General features: G+C 55.0%; 16 protein-coding genes. 9 read left to right on the top strand and 7 right to left on the bottom strand.

All coding sequences use genetic code 11. From position 1 onward, the window contains the following. Window positions 1-339 precede the first annotated feature (339 nt). The 3 genes from H6F59_RS20690 to H6F59_RS20680 all read left to right on the top strand — a co-directional run bounded on the left by H6F59_RS20690 (window position 340) and on the right by H6F59_RS20680 (window position 4,655). A complete protein-coding gene (locus H6F59_RS20690) occupies window positions 340-828 on the top strand; it encodes a hypothetical protein (protein WP_190520718.1) in 489 nt (162 codons plus the stop codon). A 463-nt stretch (window positions 829-1,291) separates the two neighbouring features. Continuing rightward, entirely contained in the window at window positions 1,292-3,364 is a 2,073-nt protein-coding gene (locus tag H6F59_RS20685) for a hypothetical protein (RefSeq protein WP_190704875.1), read from the top strand. A 598-nt stretch (window positions 3,365-3,962) separates the two neighbouring features. Then, on the top strand, window positions 3,963-4,655 hold the full coding sequence (locus tag H6F59_RS20680; protein ID WP_190520714.1) for a manganese catalase family protein: 693 nt from the start codon (window positions 3,963-3,965) through the stop codon (window positions 4,653-4,655). A 215-nt stretch (window positions 4,656-4,870) separates the two neighbouring features. Here H6F59_RS20680 and H6F59_RS20675 read toward each other — a convergent pair whose 3' ends face one another. Then, window positions 4,871-5,182: a WGxxGxxG family protein gene (locus tag H6F59_RS20675; RefSeq protein ID WP_190520712.1), complete on the bottom strand. Its 312-nt coding sequence runs from the start codon at window positions 5,180-5,182 to the stop codon at window positions 4,871-4,873. Between the two features lie 230 nt (window positions 5,183-5,412). Here H6F59_RS20675 and H6F59_RS20670 point away from each other — a divergent pair, with 230 nt between their 5' ends. Beyond that, window positions 5,413-5,925: a nucleoside deaminase gene (locus tag H6F59_RS20670; RefSeq protein ID WP_190704873.1), complete on the top strand. Its 513-nt coding sequence runs from the start codon at window positions 5,413-5,415 to the stop codon at window positions 5,923-5,925. Between the two features lie 58 nt (window positions 5,926-5,983). Here the strand turns inward: H6F59_RS20670 and H6F59_RS20665 are convergent, their stop codons facing one another. Continuing rightward, window positions 5,984-6,628: a GNAT family N-acetyltransferase gene (locus H6F59_RS20665; protein WP_313887274.1), complete on the bottom strand. Its 645-nt coding sequence runs from the start codon at window positions 6,626-6,628 to the stop codon at window positions 5,984-5,986. Between the two features lie 190 nt (window positions 6,629-6,818). After that, window positions 6,819-7,304 carry a VOC family protein gene (locus H6F59_RS20660; protein WP_190704871.1) on the bottom strand — a complete coding sequence of 162 codons (486 nt, stop codon included), beginning with the start codon at window positions 7,302-7,304 and terminating at the stop codon, window positions 6,819-6,821. Window positions 7,305-7,833: 529 nt separating this feature from the next. Between H6F59_RS20660 and H6F59_RS20655 the strand changes: the two genes are divergently transcribed. The 4 genes from H6F59_RS20655 to H6F59_RS20640 all read left to right on the top strand — a co-directional run bounded on the left by H6F59_RS20655 (window position 7,834) and on the right by H6F59_RS20640 (window position 11,027). Next, entirely contained in the window at window positions 7,834-8,763 is a 930-nt protein-coding gene (locus H6F59_RS20655) for a S1C family serine protease (RefSeq protein ID WP_190704869.1), read from the top strand. Next, entirely contained in the window at window positions 8,760-9,593 is an 834-nt protein-coding gene (locus tag H6F59_RS20650) for a S1C family serine protease (RefSeq protein ID WP_190704867.1), read from the top strand. Before H6F59_RS20655 ends, H6F59_RS20650 begins: the two co-directional genes overlap by 4 nt. Then, window positions 9,590-10,234: a response regulator transcription factor gene (locus H6F59_RS20645; RefSeq protein ID WP_190704864.1), complete on the top strand. Its 645-nt coding sequence runs from the start codon at window positions 9,590-9,592 to the stop codon at window positions 10,232-10,234. The genes H6F59_RS20650 and H6F59_RS20645 overlap by 4 nt, the downstream gene beginning before the upstream one ends. 163 nt (window positions 10,235-10,397) lie before the next feature. Further along, window positions 10,398-11,027 (top strand): hypothetical protein, encoded by a 630-nt coding sequence (locus H6F59_RS20640; RefSeq protein ID WP_190704861.1) that lies wholly within the window; start codon window positions 10,398-10,400, stop codon window positions 11,025-11,027. Window positions 11,028-11,069: 42 nt separating this feature from the next. Here the strand turns inward: H6F59_RS20640 and H6F59_RS20635 are convergent, their stop codons facing one another. Both H6F59_RS20635 and H6F59_RS26075 read right to left on the bottom strand, forming a co-directional pair. Further along, on the bottom strand, window positions 11,070-12,290 hold the full coding sequence (locus H6F59_RS20635) for a glycosyltransferase family 4 protein (protein ID WP_190704857.1): 1,221 nt from the start codon (window positions 12,288-12,290) through the stop codon (window positions 11,070-11,072). Between the two features lie 3 nt (window positions 12,291-12,293). Next, the gene (locus H6F59_RS26075; protein ID WP_199325899.1) at window positions 12,294-14,591 is read right to left on the bottom strand and encodes a glycosyltransferase family 9 protein; all 2,298 of its coding nucleotides are present in this window, start codon (window positions 14,589-14,591) and stop codon (window positions 12,294-12,296) included. 379 nt (window positions 14,592-14,970) lie between these two features. Here H6F59_RS26075 and H6F59_RS20620 point away from each other — a divergent pair, with 379 nt between their 5' ends. Next, window positions 14,971-15,993, top strand: a complete 1,023-nt coding sequence (locus H6F59_RS20620; protein WP_190705050.1) for a spore photoproduct lyase family protein — start codon at window positions 14,971-14,973, stop codon at window positions 15,991-15,993. 106 nt (window positions 15,994-16,099) lie between these two features. Here H6F59_RS20620 and H6F59_RS20615 read toward each other — a convergent pair whose 3' ends face one another. Further along, window positions 16,100-16,906, bottom strand: a complete 807-nt coding sequence (locus H6F59_RS20615; protein ID WP_190704854.1) for a glycosyltransferase family A protein — start codon at window positions 16,904-16,906, stop codon at window positions 16,100-16,102. Window positions 16,907-17,074: 168 nt separating this feature from the next. Further along, the gene (locus tag H6F59_RS20610) at window positions 17,075-17,953 is read right to left on the bottom strand and encodes an SDR family NAD(P)-dependent oxidoreductase (RefSeq protein ID WP_190704849.1); all 879 of its coding nucleotides are present in this window, start codon (window positions 17,951-17,953) and stop codon (window positions 17,075-17,077) included. Between the last annotated feature and the right edge of the window lie 69 nt (window positions 17,954-18,022).

Raw genomic sequence — 18,022 nt, 5'->3', positions numbered from 1 at the left:
GAGCATGGAGAATAACATTTTTGACTTCGTCTAACCCCTATAGATAGCAATGAACTGACTAGATTGTGATCAATAGGCCAAGTCTAATCGGACTCTTCACAGGTTTCTAGCAACTGAGATCTCCTCTTGACGCCTTTTTTGCCGGTGTCGGCTAAAACCACAAGTGGACTAATATCCTTCTGATAACAACTCTCAAAAGCAACTAAGTCTATCTATTTACAGAGCATAGCCAGCACCGAGATCGTCATCATACGAGGTAAGAACAAAGCCAAGGCTAGACCAGACAAAGCAATCAGGGCTCTGGCTTGAATTAAGACCTACAGTTAAGGAGTTATTCCTATGACAGCACAGCTAACGCGAAACCGAGAGATAGTTGCGGTATTTAAGAACCGCCAAGAAGCCGATCAGGCTAAACAAGCGGTTCAGGCATCTGGCATCAACGGGCAGAAAATACTGATTGATGACAGTATTCCCGCTGACCTCCAGTTAGCTGCCCAAGGCATCACCATGGGGCCAGAGGCAGGCCTTTTGATGGGATTTACTCTAGGCGGCATTTTGGGGCTGATTGCTACGATTATTGTCGTCTTTCAGTTAACAGGTCACTACCCCGATTCTGCTGCCAGCCGAATTGCGGTGTTTGCTAGTGCGATCGCAGGCGGTGTGTTTGGTACCGGTGCCGGCCGCACGTTAAAGGCTCGCCAACCAGCTCGCCAGCAAATGAAGGGCAACCCCAACCTGCCTCGGGAATATAAGCTGATTGTTGAAGGCACTCAGGACGAAGTGCGCCAGGCTCAGCAGGCCCTTGGCCAACCTCCCGTAACGGCTTAAGACAGAGCTTGTAGCGTGTTCCAAGTATCCCCTCGGTGCGGATAGTCTAGGAAGATAGAGCTATACAGCTGGAATGGTAAGGTGACTTTGGTAAAGCTCACGCTTGCTCAGCCAAAAAGCCTTTCATTCTGCAACAACTAAATGTCAAAGTCTCCCAGGCTAGATTTAACCAACTTGGGAGACTTTGCGTTAAATCCATGGGTTAAAGTATTCCAGTATAAATATTCAAGAATCATGTATATTAGGTTTCAAAATTTTTGACTTGACTACGCAATAAGTTTACTGGGATTTGCTTAATCCCAGTAGATATAGCTATCCTCGCCTCAGTTTTTACCGTGCCAGTAACTTGCGTTTTAGGCGTAGCGGCCATCGCCACACACAATTTCTTTACTTCTCTTTACCCATAAGCCTTGATAATCCCTCAATATAAAAAGCAGGTGTGCTTAACAGGGAGCTGAATGCTATGGCTACGTTTACTATCGCTGGCTTTACCTTTGACGAGAATGACTTAGTCACCGATGGCTCAATCATCGATGGGGCATCCAGAACGCTCTTCTTTGGGTCTGGACTGCAATTTCCAGAGCTTTCAGATAATACAGTCGGCTCGCTTGTCGGTGGTAGCAATAGCCAATCAATTGCCTTGGGCAGTCTTTTCAATCGCTCAACCATTGAGCTAACTTGGGACGCTGGCTCTGGCCCCATTAACCAGGCGGGGGACGACTTGGTCGTCTATGAGAACGGCTTTGCTAGAGTGCCTGAAGATTACGCCGTAGCCGTACGCAGTACCGCAACTGGACATTTCACCCCGTTTCGCTACGAGTTCTTTGACAGCTACGACGAAACTGCCGTCAACGGCCCCGCAGACGGCACGGGGCTGTTTGCTACGGCTTTTGACCTGAGCGACTTTGGCCTAGCGACCGGAGAAGCTATTGATGCCATCCGCATTGTGAGTCTACTGAACAACGACACAGTCGACGGTGCCGATGGTCAAGGCGTAGTCACTCTAAACGAGACCAGCCATTTGCCCTTCCTAGGCAACCTGTTTGATCGCCCCCTGTCGCTCGGTAAGTCTGACCCCGACATTACGCTGGTGGCCGGGTTAACCACGGGCGCGGCGCTACAACCCCTACAACTGTTTGATGTTGACAATAACCTGGTGGGTGGTTTCAGCACCATCCAGGCAGCAGTTGACGCCGCCGCCGATGGCTATACTCTGCTGGCAGCGGCAGGCACCTACAGCGAAGACGTCACCCTCGACAAATCACTAACCTTGATTGGGGCCAATTTTGGCCTGGCTGGCAACGACGCAGCTCGCGGTGCCGAATCGATTCTTGAGGGCTCGTTTACCCTAGCTGACGACAATATTTCTATTCTGGGTTTTGAGTTCACCAACAACTCAGCTGCCATTCGCGGGGGCAGTGACGGCAGCGTTAATTTCGACAACATTACTATTGCCTTCAACGACTTTGTTGGGCTAACCGATAACAACCAAACCTTTATTACCAACGGCTTTGGCACTGGCGGAGCGCCATCTGGCGGTTCTAACTGGTCAATTACAGACAATTACTTCGACGGCATCACCGGCAACGATGCCTCGATCATGCGGATTGACAATGTTGATGGTTTGCTGATTGCCGACAATGTCGGAATTCATGACAATGCCGGTGTTGTGGGCCGGCGAGGCATTCAGATTGATAATTCTCAAAATGTCGAAGTTCTAAGCAACGTCGTCAATTTGGGGGTAGCAGACTTTTCTAATGAAATAGCAGCCTTCACCGCAGCCCGCTACAACCTCCAGCTTTCTCTAGATGTTGACGGTTCTGCCAATTCCACCGCTAATGTCACCATTGCCGACAATACATTTTCTGGGGCCTACGACGGCATCGTTACCCTAGACGATCGCGATCTATCGGCGGTCGATATTGTTGACAATAGCTTCTCAAACGCGTTTTATGGCATTCGTTTGGCGGCCGCAGAGGGCACAACTGCCCAGGGCACTCAGTCTGATATTGAGATCAGCAGCAACAGTTTTGATGCGATCGTAGCCTCAGCGGTAGCCTTTGACCATCGCGAGCCGACTGAAGCCTTCGCCGATATTGTCGTTGAGAACAACACCTTTAGCGGCGAGTTTGCTGGCGTTACCCACATCAGCGGCGACACGCGAAACTTGGCCGGAACGAACATCTTTGAGGGGTCTGACGGCAATGACAATCTGTTGGGAGGCACTGGTGACGATGCCCTGTTCGGCTTTGGCGGCAATGATTTTCTCGATGGCGATGCAGGCAACAACACAGCCTTCGGCGGGGATGGCATAGACACCTTTGGTCTGTTTGATGGCTCTGGTATCACCACCGTGCTGGACTTTGACCCGTCGGTTGACAAATTCACCAACGCCGCCTTTTTTGACGTCATCTTTGCTCAGGGTACAGGTGTAGAGGCGCGCACTACGTTTGTCTTAGATGCAACCTCGTTTGATGCTATGGCAAAGCTGTTGTTAACCGACGCGGTCGATATCACCGCCGCAAATTTTGTTTAATTTCGATATAAGAGGGTGTCTGAAGAGCGATTTGCTACAGCTTCAGTGGCTGCTCAACCCTCTACCTAAAAAGGGTTAGGAAGTTTTGGTGTTGCTGAGTACAGGCGTGAATTAAAACTGGGATGCCTCTCATAGGAGCAAACGGCCGTTTGTCCTTACCCAAATTCATGCTTCAACTCAGTAATACCAAAATTTTCACTTTTGCCACAGGAAATGAAACCCTTAGACGTCATCTAAAGGTACATGATTATCTCCTCTACATTTAGGCTCGAATCTTCTCCCTATATATATAGAGGAGGGTTTACGAGTCTAGCCTTAAGGTGTAGTCAAGCACAGTGATTAAAGGCAAGTGTAAGCAGCTTTGACTAAGTCGAATTTCGACAGCAAAATCAAAGCCTAAAATATCAGTTTTAAAGAGCAAAATCTTGCTTAGGTGCTGGTCGTAATTAGCTAGCCCTTGAGCCAAATTATGCTGCTCCAATTTAATCTGATATCGCTGTATATACCCTTTCAAAAGCAAAATCAAGGGTTTAGCAGAAATGTTTATATCTTAGATTGAGCTTAATCCTGTAGTTGCCCCAATACCTCAAAGGAACCTATGTTTTTTCACAAAAAAGATCCTGTTCATACCGTTCAGGTCAATGAGGCTGATCCTGTATTTGCCCAACTGCTGCTAGAGCAGTTTGGCGGGGCTACCGGCGAACTCACGGCTGCTCTTCAATACTGGGTACAATCTTTCCATGTCGAAGATCCCAGCATTAAAGACATGCTTCAGGACATCGCCATTGAAGAGTTTGGTCACCTAGAAATGGTGGGCAAGCTCATCGAGATTCATACCAAAGATTCTGATCAAACCCCGGCCTACAACAGCACGCTCTTTGCTGTACGCGGCATTGGGCCTCACTTTCTCGACAGCCAGGGCAGTAGCTGGACAGCCAGCTACATCAATGAAGGTGGGGATGTCGTCAGAGACCTACGCGCTAACATTGCGGCTGAAGCTGGCGCTCGCCAGACCTACGAATCCTTGATCAAACTAGCTACCGATGAGGGCACCAAAAAAACGCTCACCCATCTGCTAACTCGGGAAATTTCTCACACCAAAATGTTCATGAACGCTCTAGACGCCATGGGCAAATTGACTGACCCGATGTTTGGCAACATTCAGCCCGATGACACAGTAGAACTTTACTATAATCTCTCTACCGATGACAGCGGTAAAGATGAGCGTGGTCCTTGGAACTCTGAGCCTGACTTTAAGTACATTGCTGACCCAGTTGCGTCTCGGAACTAAGGCTGAATTGATTTTTTCTAGGGATATTTACATCTTTAGGTAAGAATCGATAAGTCTACTCAATATGTTTCTAAATAATCTTCGGTGCTTTACCTAGCGCCGGAGGTTTTTTTTCGTTTTCCTACTTTCTTGCTAGATATACAACAAAATAGAAGGAGCCACTAGTTAGCAACCCCTTCTATTTTGTTGAGCATTAGAGCATGATGATCCCTGCTTTAGTAGCGAGGATTGTTAGTGGAACTTGTGGTTGTGCGATCGGTAGCGTAGGCGGTCCGGGTGTCATGATCGCGATCTTTCCCTTTCAGACCGGCTAGACCTGCTAGACCAAGAAGACCCAACCAGCCCCAATCAAAGCCGTCGTCGCCATAGTCTTCAGTGGTTGTGGTTGTGGTACCAACTCCATCAGTCCCGGTTGCGGTACCAGTTTGACCAGTTTGAGCAGAGGCGGGCAGGGTAGAAGGCAAAACGGCCAGGCTCACGGCGAGAGCGCCAGTACCTAGCCAAGCAGCCAAGGATTTATTTTTCATGGAAGAAACCTCAAGAAATAGCTGTTAGTGAAATGGAGCAACGCGGACCCGATATCAACGCAATGGATTGATACCTAATCCAAATTTCCTATACTGTTATGGTATGTTTTTCTTCCTATCCTGTTACTTACCGTTGGATGGAGATTGCTTCTATTTATTTTGACTTAAAAGGCAGTGGTTTAATAGCTTTAGGCTCTACCCTTACTCATAGTTAATTAGGTATCAAACCTATGGAGGAGCCCACGTCCACACAGGTCGTTCAGCACTTACAGCGGGCCAACCAGGTAGCTCAAACGGCTGTGGCCCAAGGGCACCATCCCTTTGGAGCCATCTTGGTGGCTCCAGACCATGCCACTGTGCTGCTTGAGCAAGGCAACATAGACACAGTCAACCACGCCGAATTAGCCTTGATGCGGCGGGCCTACGCTGAGTTTGAACCTGGTTTCCTGTGGGGTTGCACGCTTTACACGACCGTCGAGCCCTGTGTGATGTGTGCTGGGGCACAGTATTGGGCCAATGTGGGGCGGTTAGTCTATGGCATTGCAGAAAAGCAACTGCTGGCACTCACGGGCAACCATGCCGAAAACCCCACACTGGACATGCCCTGTCGGTATGTATTTGAGCGGGGGCAAAAGGCGATCGCTGTTTGGGGGCCAATCGCTGAAGTAGAAGCAGAAATCGTCGCCCTCCATCGTGGCTTTTGGAATGAGTGGCCCGATAGCTTTGGCAGAATTTTTGACTGAACAGAAAATTAAGATTTGGGTTCTAAGGTTAGACCTTTGAAGAATGCGTTGGTCAGTTTCAACTGCCTGCTGCACTACGTTTTTTATATAGCTGCGCGATGCGATAATTCCACTGCTTCTTCGTAATGCGCCAATCTACCTCGTTCCAACCTCGCTCAGACATCCATGGGGAACCTGAACGAACAGCAACGACTTCTGCGCCCATCCACTCTGCCAATCGAGCAATTCGCTTGTTCGCGCTTATGGTAGAACCAGAAATTACATCCAGCTTCAATTCTTGAAACCCAAAGTTGAGCAGGGCACGCCCCACTTCAATTGCATAGGCATAGCGGCCCCAATAGTTGGGTACAAGTTCGATTCCCAGTTCCATCTCACCAGCGGGGTACTGTGCTCCCCGCAGTCCGCAGCAGCCGACGAGCGCTTTAGGTTCTTGCTGTTGCACGATCGCGAGTTGGTAGTTGGTGCGAGGGCGATCGGCAGCCCAGCTCAGGAATGTGTCAAATAAACGTGTTGCCTGTTCAGCAGTGGCGTCACTTGGTTCGTAAAAAGCTTGGCTGCGTGGATCGGCTTGATAGTTTAGAAATGAAGGTCGATCCAGCTCAACAAAATCACGCAATAGAAATCTTTTAGTCACGATTTCCATATCAGCAAACCTAATTTTGAAGCCGTGTAACGAACCATCGTCCAGCGATCGATTGGGCACCAACCACTCTTCGCATTGCGAAGACCGCCCGCTTACCTAGCCCGCTGCAACGGCTGGTTCTCCTGATGTTTGGGCGAGTGAATGTGGCTGCTCCCAGGCCGAAAACCCATAAGCTCAAGACCGAGCGGGTTCGTAACCGCTTGTTATATCTCCATTGCGCTTTTGGAAGGCACGTTTTGAGGATGCAGCCTCAACCGCGGTGCGCCGCCTCGATCGCAGCGATGTCAATTTTTTTCATCTCCATCATTGCAGCGAACGCGCGCTGGGCAGCGTCGGTATCGGCATCGGTAACAGCTTTAGTTAGGGCGATCGGCGTAATCTGCCAGGACAATCCCCATTTGTCCCTGCACCAGCCGCATGCACTCTCTTCGCCGCCGTTGCCGACGATCGCGTTCCAATAGCGATCGGTTTCGTCTTGATCAGCAGTTGCGACTTGAAACGAAAATGCTTCGTTGTGCTTAAACACGGGTCCGCCATTAAGCCCGAGGCAGGGAATTCCCATCACTGTAAACTCGACCGTTAACACGTCCCCTTTTTTCCCGGACGGAAAGTCTCCCGGAGCAAGGTGCACCGCGTCAACGGATGAATCGGGAAAGGTCTTGGCATAAAACCTCGCCGCGTCCTCGGCGTCGCCATCGTACCAGAGGCAAATCGTGTTCTTTGCTGGTTTAACCATGTCACTTCTCCATCGTGATGGGCCACCCAAAACCGGAGTTAAACGCTGCGATCGCAGCAAAAGGGCATTAGCTGTGTTCACATTGCCGCATCAATAAGCGGCAATTTCATACCATTCCGGTGCTGCTCCACTGCGCTTCGCATAGGCGGAATAACTTGCGTTCAGTCGGCTCTCTCTCCGTACTTTGCATAACGCCCTTGGCCAGAGTGATTAGCCAAATTGTGAGTTTAAAACCGCCTCTGAGGGGGCGCTAGGTAAGAACGGTACGGTGTAACTTTCTAAAATAAGGCGTCATACAGATCTTGCTCTGCATGGTAGATCTCCAATCGGGTGGTGTGCAGATAATTCAGCAATTCTTCATTGCAGGTGGCACATTCTGGCTGCACGTCGGTTGGGTCGCTGCGCTTGAGGGAACAGTGCTACCCATTTATCCAGGGGCAGACTACCCATTCATCCGGGGTTAACTCAGCGACGGCTTCGGCATTGTGGGAAATAGCAACCTTGCGTTCACCCTCCCTCGGAGCCTGACATGACTACTGATGCAAATTCAACAGCGCTTAGCGCCCTATCCACTGGGCTAGCGGATGCGGTGGCGGCGATCGCACCTACCCTCGTCGCCGTCAAAGGTCACCGCCGCTTTGCCTACAGCGGCATTCACTGGCAGCCGGGGGTGATTGTCACCGCCGATTATGGCCTTGGTCGCTCTAGCCGCCTCACCCTCACCCTGCCCGACGGCAATGTGGTTGAGGCTGAGGTGTCAGGCCGCGATCGCGCCCTCGACCTGGCCATTGTGCAACTCGATCGCACCGACCTGCCCGTGCCTGCCATTAGCGACGGGGCCGACCTAAAAGTGGGCCATGTGGTGCTCGCCGTCGGCCAGTCGTGGGACTACGGTGTTAGCGCCAGTTTGGGGGTAGTGGGCAACTTGGGTGGTCCGTGGCAAACGTCCCAGGGGCGGGCGATCGATCGCCTGATTCGCCCCGATGTCAACCTCTATCCCAACCTGCTCGGCGGTGCCCTGGTGAATACGGCGGGGGAAGTCCTAGGTATTAACCTCAACGGCCCACGCAACCGAGTGGTGACGCTGCCCGCCGCCAATCTGACCCGCATCGTCAAAACCTTGCTAGAGCGCGGTAGTCTCAGCCGAGGCTATCTGGGGGTGGGGCTTCAACCCGTGGCTCTGCCCGAAACCCTGCGGCAAACCCACCAGATATCTGGGGATGTCGGCCTGCTGGTAGTCAGCGTCGATGCCCCAGGGCCAGCAGCCCAAGCGGGTCTACTAATTGGCGACATTCTGCTGGCGGTGAATGGTCAACCCGTCAGCAACTTACAGGCAGTCTATGGCCACTTAGACGCCAGCGCCATTGGTCAAGCGGTCTCACTGCACCTGCTGCGCGGAGGCCAGCCAACAGAACTCACCGTGACCGTAGGGGAACAGCCCCAGGGCGGTGCGCGATGATCGCCAACCTGCTAAATCACGATTTGGCCGCCATTTCTCACCGCGTTAGACAGTCTACCGTGCTCATTCAAGGCCCCGCTGGCGAGCTGGGCTCTGGGGTGATTTGGGATGCGTCGGGCCTGATCATCACCAATGCCCACGTGGCGACTCAGCGCCGAGCCTGGGTTACCACGGCCGAGGGTCATCGGCTCACGGCCCATCGAGTCGGCCACAGCAAACAGCTAGATTTGGCCGCCCTCAAGATTGAATCAGCGGGCCTGCAAGCCGCCGACCTAGGGAATGCCAGCAAACTGCGGATGGGGCAAATGGTCATGGCGGTGGGCAATCCAGAGGGTCATGTAGGAGCGACATCTCTGGGCATTGTGGCAGCCAAACCGCTCATACCACGCTGGGTGCAGGCCGATATTGCCCTGGCACCAGGCTACTCGGGTGGCCCCCTGGCAACCCTGGCGGGGGAGGTCGTTGGCATCAATACGCTAATTGCCGCAGGCCGAGGCTACGCCATCCCCACTGCTTTAGTGCAGCGATTTTTGAGCAGTCAGCAGGAGCAGCCCTACCTGGGCATCACCGCCCAACCTAATTCAGAATCAGCGGACTGGACAGTCACCCAAGTGGAAGGAGGCAGCCCAGCAGCACGGGCGGGGTTAGTGGTGGGTGATTCCATCCTCGGCATCAATGGGCGGCTATTTCGCCAACTCAGCGACCTGCGCGATTGGCTAGATTGTTTGGTACCCGACCAAACCCTGGCCCTCCAGGTCAGTCAGGGCGGGCAGTCGATTGTGTGTACCCTCACGGTGGGTCGTCCACCCGTTCAGGAGCAGGCGGCATGAAGCGGGTGCTGATTATCAGCCCATCGGCCATTACCCAGGCGGGGTTGAGCGCCATTATTGCTGAAGAGAGCGCCGCCGACACCGATGGCTCTGCCAATCGCTGGCAGGTTGTAGGGGCCGCTGCTCAGCCTCTTTCTAGGGAATGGGCCGCCGACTGTGCCCTGGTGAGCTGGCCTATGGTCGGAGACGGACTAAGCGATCTAGACCCGTTCAACAACCTGGCGATGCCGGTAGTCGCCCTGATCGATGCCTGGAGCGACGTGGCGCTACTCGAACTTTTGCAGGGGCGGGTAGGGCTATTGCCGGGGCAGGCCAGCGGTGCCGAAATCGTGGCGGCCTTGGATGCGGCGGTAGCCGGTCTAGTTGCCGTTCACCCCAGCTTTCTAGACAGTTTGCTGGCGTCAACTGAGTCGCTCCAGACCACTGCACCCCCGCACCAAACTGAGGCCCTCACCCCACGGGAGGTTGAAGTGCTGACGATGCTGGCAGAGGGGCTGAGCAATAAGGCGATCGCCCGCCGTCTGCACCTGTCAGAGCACACGATCAAATATCACACCAGCGCTATCTTTGCGAAGCTCAACGTGTCGAGTAGGACGGAAGCGGCGATCGCCGGAGCGCGGGCGGGGTTCATTCTTTTGTAGGCAAAAATGCGATAGATTATGCAGCCCGTTGCGTCTTTTTACAGTTTGGCGATCGCCCTAAACAAAGTGCTTTACTAGTAAGTAGACCAGCCTTTCCCTGTAGCTCTAGAAACTAAGGTTTTTACCTAGCCTTTCTGCGTCAATTTAAGTTGGCGAGAGCACCATGAGCGCCGAAATCATTGATGCGCTTAAAAACACCCCAATTCCGACTATTTTAATTTTTGCTGGATTATTTTTTATACTCCTTGCCTTTGTCAGCAAAGTGGGTGGCGTAATTGAGGTGCAGCCCGCTCAGCAAAAGTGGTCAGCACCCATAGGGCTTGCTCTGCTTGCGGCTGGACTAGTTCTTGCCTTAAACACTCCCCCCACAACAAACTCTTCTAGTAACGAATCTTCACCCTCGGCTACCTCCGCAGTGCCTCCCCCGCCCATAAGCTGTGCGGCTCTACTGAGTCAGGGGAAAACTTTGACCTGGAGTACACGGAATTTTGGTAAGGCTGATAATATTGGGACGCTGCAAATTGTGAGCGCAAACGCTGAGGAAAAGAGATGGGAAGGCGATCAGCTTACTAAAGCTGATAGATCTGTTTCTCGGGTTTCGGGCAGTTTTGATGGAGTTGAAATGACTATGGATCACCCTACCGAACCCGAAGTTTGGTTTGGTAGATGCGGCAGTAGTGAGATTAAGGGAGTGATTAAAACCACCTATGAATCTCAATTAACATTTGAAATGAATAAGCAATCATTTGTCCTGCCAAGATGGGTCTCGCATGGCCCTCAGTCCACCAATTAGGGGAGATCCATCAACCGCAGACGAAACGGCTTAAGTAATGTTCTAACGCTCCAATAGCTGCTGGTAAATATCGCAGTGGCGATCGGTAATGCCTTCCCAGGTAAACGCCTGCACAAATTCATGGCCAGCGGCGGCCAACCGCTCTTGCTCAGCGGGGTTATTTAACAGAGTTGAAATAGCCTCGGCTACGGCATCACCGCTGCGCGGAACGACGGGGGCAATTATCCGGCGATCGCACAGCACGGCGTCGGTTTCAGCGGTGCGGGTGGCGATGGTGGGCAGTCGGTGGGCCAGCATTGCCAGCAGCGAGCCACTTTTGAGCGAAATGCCAGGGGTGAAGGGCAGCACCCCCAGGTCAGACCCGGAGAGGTAGCGGGAGGCGGTTTCGGCCTCCACATAGCCCGTGCAGTGCACGAAGTCGGTGAGGTGCAAGTCACGAATTTGAGTTTGCACCTGCTGCCAAAAATTTTCGGCGTCCTGACCGTTGAGCGAAAGAGTTTCTACCCCGCCGATCAGCAGCAGTCGGGCCTGGGGATGGCGATCGCGCACCTGCCGAAAGCCCTGGAGCAGGTAGGTCAAACCTTTGACCGGATGCAAAAAGCCAAAGAAAGCAACCACCTGGGCCTCTTGGGGCCAGCTGCGCTCGTGCCGAAGCTGCGATCGCGCCATTGCCCGATCTACCGGCGCCACCGTCAGGTTGGCGGCAATGGGGACTGTGACCATGCGATCGCGCAGCGTCGGCAAGCGCTCCTGCATAATGCCGGTGATGTTCTGGTTGGTGGTAATAATGGCGTCGCTGCCGGTGAGCAAAAAGCCGTCTTCGCGATCCCACCAGGTGCGTTTTTGCCCCCACTCCTTGACGCGCTCTAGCCAGCCCGCCGGAAACCACTTGGGCTGCCACTCCCACCAGCCGTACTCGTGGGCCGTGGTGACGATGGGTCGCCTATAGCCCGCCTGCCGCAGCAACACCGGCAGCAGAAACACCGGCCGCTTAAATCGGTAGCTACCCGCCGCGTGCTGAATGTGCAGAATGTCGGTAGGGGTAGCCAAAATCGTTTGCACCAGGGGCAAAAGCTGGGGCAGGCCCCAGTGGGCGAGCGCTCCCTGCACGGCAGGGTCTGCCACGGCCAGCGCCGAGTCATGGGTTGTGAGTACAGTACTGGCCGCATGGCGTTGACTAAGGTGCGATCGCAGGTTGGCCAAATAGTCGGCCACCCCGTCCTGATCGGGGCGATAGCTGCCAGAAACAAAGGTAATATGCATAGTTCAAACGTCAAAATTCAGCAAAGCCAGCCCCGCTGCCACCACATCCTGCGGCGCAATATCGAGGCACTCCAGCTCATAGGGGCAGGTGAAGGCATAGCAGGGGCTACAGGGGGTGGGGCGGCGCAGCAGGCGGACGCGCGTCTGGCGCGGTTGCCACTGCCGTTCGAGTTCGGTGCCCGCAAACAAAATCACGCTGGGGGTTTGGGTGGCATCGGCAATGTGCATGGTCGAGGTGTTGTTCGAGAGCAGCAGCCGGGCCGACGCCACCAGCGCCACCAGATCCCCTAAAGAAGTCTGACCAATCAGGTCGATGGCGTGGGGGCCGAGGGTATCGAGCAGGGAGGCAGCAGCGGCGCGCTCTTTGGCGGTGCCGGTGACGACCACGGGCCAGCCGGTTTTGTCGGCCAGGGTGCGGGCGGCGATCGCAAACCGCTCTAGGTCATACATGCGCGACGGGCAGCTGGCCCAGGGGTTGAGCAGCAGGTAGGGAACGGCAGGGACACGGGCAAACGGAGGAATGGCGATCGAAAGGTGGCGATTTTGCACCTCAAATCCAGCAGTCTCCACCAGTCGCAAATTCCGCTCCACTTGGTGCAGGTCGCTAGGAAGATCAGCAATGCGTTGGGTGAGACATTCCCCCGTTTCCTGCGACGCGCCCAGCCGCAGAGGAATGCCCGCTATCTGGCAAATTAGGGCGGCCGGATGCGGGCTTTGCTTAAAACTGGTGAAAATAATTGCCCCGTCAAACTGACGCGACTTGAGGGTGTTGATCAGCGCCCATTCCTGCTCCACATCTCCTGGGGGCTGACCCAGCGCCTGCCACAAAACGCGCCAGGGCAGCACATCATCAACCCAGGGCAACAGCGGCCCAGCCAGCGCCCCGGCCGGGCTGGCCATCAGGGTCAGGCGAGTATGGGGACTGGTTTCCTTAATAGCTTGGAGCGCTGGCGCCGTCATCAACACATCGCCAATGTTGTCGAGCCTCATGACGAGCAGGTTGCGAGCGTTCAGCCAGGGGGAGAGGGGTAGGGGGTAGGGGGTAGGGAGTGAGGCTGGTAGTGAATTCTGCCAACTAGATTCGCTAACACGCAGCGCATCTATAGGAGGAGCTTCGAGGTTTGGGCGTTGCGCAACCCCAACGTGGTTGCCACCGGTCTCTACCTCGCCCAACACCTTGGGTATAGTCTGCGGGGAGCTAGAGTTTTCGAAGTTTCCTAGCATTGAGAGATTTAGAGAGCTTATCTGATCTGAAATGTTTACCGAGTCAATTCGGCCTTTAGCCAGAACGAACTCGGCACTTCGTGGCCCTTCACTCCCCCGTCCCAAAATTTCATCGATCGCCTCTACAACCTGTTCCGGAGTAATTAAATTGACGCAGGTATCCCAGACAAAGGGACAGGTGCCGCTGTACCAACAGGCCTGCTCAGTGAAGTTGGCGATGTTGCGTTCCGGGCAGGGGGCATAGCCCTGCAAATTGATGTGGGGAGCGGGCTGGCCGTAGCGTCCCTGCCAAGCCGGACCAAACAAGGTGATGGTGGGGGTGCCCACGGCGGCAGCGATACGGGCCGGGCCAGTATCGACGGCCACTACGCAATCTAGCTGAGCAAAGAGTGCCGCCAGGTCGCGCAGCGATCCCCTGGGCCAGAGGGTCGCACCCTTAAGCTGATCGACGATCGCCTGTGCTTGCTTGGGGTCAGCGCCCGCTGGCACGATCAGGCTGGCCCCATAGCGCTGGTGCAGCAATCGGCCCAGGGCCACAAATCGATCGGGTGACCACTGCTTGATGGCCATGCCCGCATCGGGGTAGAGAGCAATTCGGGGATGCCCAAGGGAGCGTAACTGGGCCTGTACCCGATCGCATTCCTCAGCGGTGGGGTGAAGACGGGGATGGCGGTGTTCCCTAGCGGCGGCCGGAATCAGACCCTCGTGCTGAAGGATCTGGAGCATGCGATCGCTCACTCCCTGGTCTGGTGGCGGACTGCGCCACAGGTTCGTCACCATTTGCGGGGCTCCACTCTGGCGCACCAGATCGGCGATACCGTCGTAGGTGGTGTCGGTCACCACCAGGTCGTAGGGCGATCGCAGCGCTTCTGTTACCGCCTGCCGCGCTTGGCCAGCCGGAGCCTGCAAGACCCGATGCACCTGGGGGTGGTGATGCAGCAAACTGTCCCCCGGCGCAAAGGTCAGCACCGTCATGTGGGCCTGTGGGTGAGATGCCGTCAGCGCTTGAATAGCAGGCAGAGCAATTAAGACATCGCCAAGGCCCCCAAGCAGCTCAATAAAGAGGATCTGGGTCATGGAGAAAAGGCGAAGAGTGGAGCAAGGCTTTGGGGTTGCGGCGCTAATCGGTGTTTAACTAGATGCAAAACCAGTTGGGCTGAGTTGGAAATATCTTTTCAACAAAATATTGGTGTAGATCAGAATCTGCATCTTTCCTAGGGAAGGGCCTAGGAAGAAATGGACATACGGGTATCTGGGCAGAGAGGGGCTGGGGATCCGACCCGGAACCTGTAATTTGAATGATGCTTTGCCTCAGCGGGGTCTTTACGATCAAGAGAGATTAGCGATTCTCTGTCGTTCTTACCGAACTGTTTTGACCCAATCGATCATAACCGCACCCACTGTTGAGAGCACCCAACCGGCTACCCTCAACGCCGCCTCTCGCCGCCGTCGATGGCTGCCAGAGCAGGTTTTATTTACCCCCGCCGCCCTAGACGAGCCTTGGGGGCAGCAGATTTTAGAGCGCGTGCAGGCCCTCGATCTGCCCGTAGAATATCTCAAGCAAAACCGTCTGACCGGCCTGCGCGGAGACAATGAGCGCGAGACCTATGCGATCGCCAAGCGCACTCTGGCCGTAGTCACCGCCCCAGCTAGCCAGCTCAAGTTGACGCCAATTCCGCCCTCGGCCGACTGGCAGTTCCATCTGGCCCAGGGTTGCCCGGCCCACTGCCAGTACTGCTACTTAGCGGGTAGCCTCCAGGGGCCGCCCGTGATTCGTGCCTATGCTAACCTGCCGCAGATCTTAGACAACCTCAAGCACTACGAGCACCCCGATCGCCCCACCACCTACGAGGTCAGCTGCTACACCGACCCCCTGGGCATTGAGCACCTCACCGGCAGCCTGGCAGAGTGCATTCGCTACTTTGGCACTCGCGATCGCGCTCACCTGCGCTGGGTCTCCAAGTTTGATCAGGTGGATGACCTGCTCACCCTGCCCCACAACGGCCACACCCGCTGTCGCTTCAGCATTAATGCCGCCTCAGTCTCCCGGCTGCTAGAGGGGGGCACGGCCTCGGTGACTGAGCGGTTACAGGCCATTCGCAAGCTAGCTCTGCCGGTAGAGCAGGGTGGCGGCGGCTACCCAGTGGGGCTAGTGATCGCCCCCATCATGCCCATTGAGAACTGGCAAGACGAGTATGGCCAGTTGCTAGAAGCTGCCGCCAACGCCCTCGATTTTGACTGCGACCTCACCTTCGAGCTGATTTCTCACCGGTTTACCCCCGGCTCTAAGGGCGTGCTAGAGCAGTGGTACCCCAACAGCAAGCTCGACCTAGACGAGTCAACCCGCACCACCAAGCGCAACAAGTTTGGCGGCACCAAGTACGTCTATGATCGCGACACCATGACCGAGCTGCGCACCTTTTTTGAAGGAGCGATCGCGCAGCGGTTTCCCCAAGCCAAAATTCTCTATTGGACCTAAGTGCTTTGTTAGCCAAAGGTGACGGGTTTATGGGATTCAAGGTTCAGGGTATAAGGCCCATCACCTGCCTTGAACCTTATGCCCTAGACCTTGAACACCTAGACCCTTAGAGCGGCAGCAGGTTAGGAGCGTTCTGGCTGCGATCGCTTAGAGTCGTGGGCAATTCTTGGTGGTATGCTCCCGAAGGCAGCACCCCACAGCCGCCGTAGCGCTGCATTACCCGCTGCTGGCTTAAGACGTCTTCACCACAGGCCTCGGAGGGCAGGTCTTGCCAAAAGCTAAAGCCCCCAGTCGCCAGCAGTTTAGCCCGGTTAAATAATATGCAGCCCGCTACCCAGGCCACATGGTAGGGGCTGGGTCGGTGGGGAGTCAGACCAAACCGCTGCTGAAGGTGGTATGGGTTGGCGGCATTATGGAGTCGCCAGCGCTCCCACTCGGGGGTGTCTTGGCGCAGGGTTTCGGGCTGTACAGGGCCTTCCCAAAAGGTTAAGGACTGGTGCTCATCGGGGCGCACATCGTCGATGTAGCTTAGGCCGATTGGCGGGTTGCCCACAAAGCCGCAGCTTTCTCGCTCAATGGTGTTGAGCAGCAGCTTGAGCACCCAAGGCTCTAGCAACACATCGTCGTCGAGAAAGAGCACGTAGGGAGCCGTCGCCTGGTTCAGCAAGAAGTGCCGCTGTTCGGCAATGCCTCGCCGGGGCAAGTGTTTGAGAATTCGAACTGGGGTGTGGTGAGCCGCCAGCACCCGCGCAACGGCCTGCACCGTGCCGTTGTCAGCCACATCGTAATCTTCGCTCTGGTCAGACACAATAACCTGAAAGTCTCTGTAGGTCTGGGCGCACAGGCTAGTCAGGGTAACGGCTAAAGCATCGGGTCGATTGTAAGTGGGAATAAGAACGTCGATGGTGGGCATGGCATGGTAGGGGTGAGGGGGCAGGGGGACTTATCGATCAAAATCTTCCAGATAGAGCGTTGTACAGGTTTAGGCTTTGCAGCCGTAGGGGGGCATTGCCCACCTAAAACTTGGAGCGGGTATACAGCGCTAAGGGAAGACGATGCCTGCGCGCTGTACGCCCAAGGCTTACTTGATTGACTTGACGGTCTTGTTTTTGAGTCCTTCGCGGCTGTGGCGCAGGTCAGACAATTGACCGGCGGGCTCGCGCTTGAGTTCGTCGGGAACCTGCTCGCCCACGGGCCCTTTGGCGACGGTCACACCACCATCGGCCAGCCACAGCGCACCGGTAACGTAGCTGGCTTCATCCGATGCCAAAAAGGCGTAGACGTTGGCCATTTCTTCTGCCGTGCCCCGCCGTCCCATCGGGGTCGCCTGAATCAGGGTTTCCTCCATTTGCTCATCCATGGGGCCGGTTTCTTTGTGGGTCCAGGCGGTGTCGATCGCACCGGGGCAGACGCAGTTGGCCCGCACGCCGTGCTTGGCCTGCTCCACCGCAACGCCCTTCATAAAGGAGTGCACCCAGCCTTTGGTGCCGCCGTAGACAGCGTTTTGGGCCAGCCCGTTAAACCCGGCCTCTGAGCCCGCCGACACAATATTGCCGCGACTCTCTTGCAGGTAGGGCAGGGCATATTTGGTCATCAAAAACGCCGAGCGAATATTCATCTGAATGGTGCGATCGAACAGATCGACCGGATAGTCTTGGGTTTCAGCGGTGACTAAAAACACCCCAGCGTTGTTGACCAAAATATCGAGATGGCCAAAGGCGTCGATCGCCGCCTGCACACAAGCTTCAGCCTCTTCGGTTTGGGAGACATCACCTTTGTAGGTTGCAACCTCGCCACCGTGCTGCTGAATGGCTTGGGCGACATCCTCAATCGGGTCGTCGGGCAGGCCGTTGATTAAAACCTTGGCCCCTTCGAGGGCAAATTTGTGGGCGATCGCTTCGCCAATTCCGGTAGCGGCTCCGGTGATCACGGCCACTTTGCCATCTAGACGTCCTGTCATGGGTTAGTCCTTAAATCCTGTAGGGGGCACTCCTTTAGGATTGAAAGAACCGTTCAGATTGCCCTCTGT

Source organism: Nodosilinea sp. FACHB-141 (genome assembly GCF_014696135.1).
Taxonomy (GTDB): Bacteria; Cyanobacteriota; Cyanobacteriia; order Phormidesmidales; family Phormidesmidaceae; genus Nodosilinea.
This window is presented reverse-complemented; position numbering and strand designations above follow the sequence as displayed.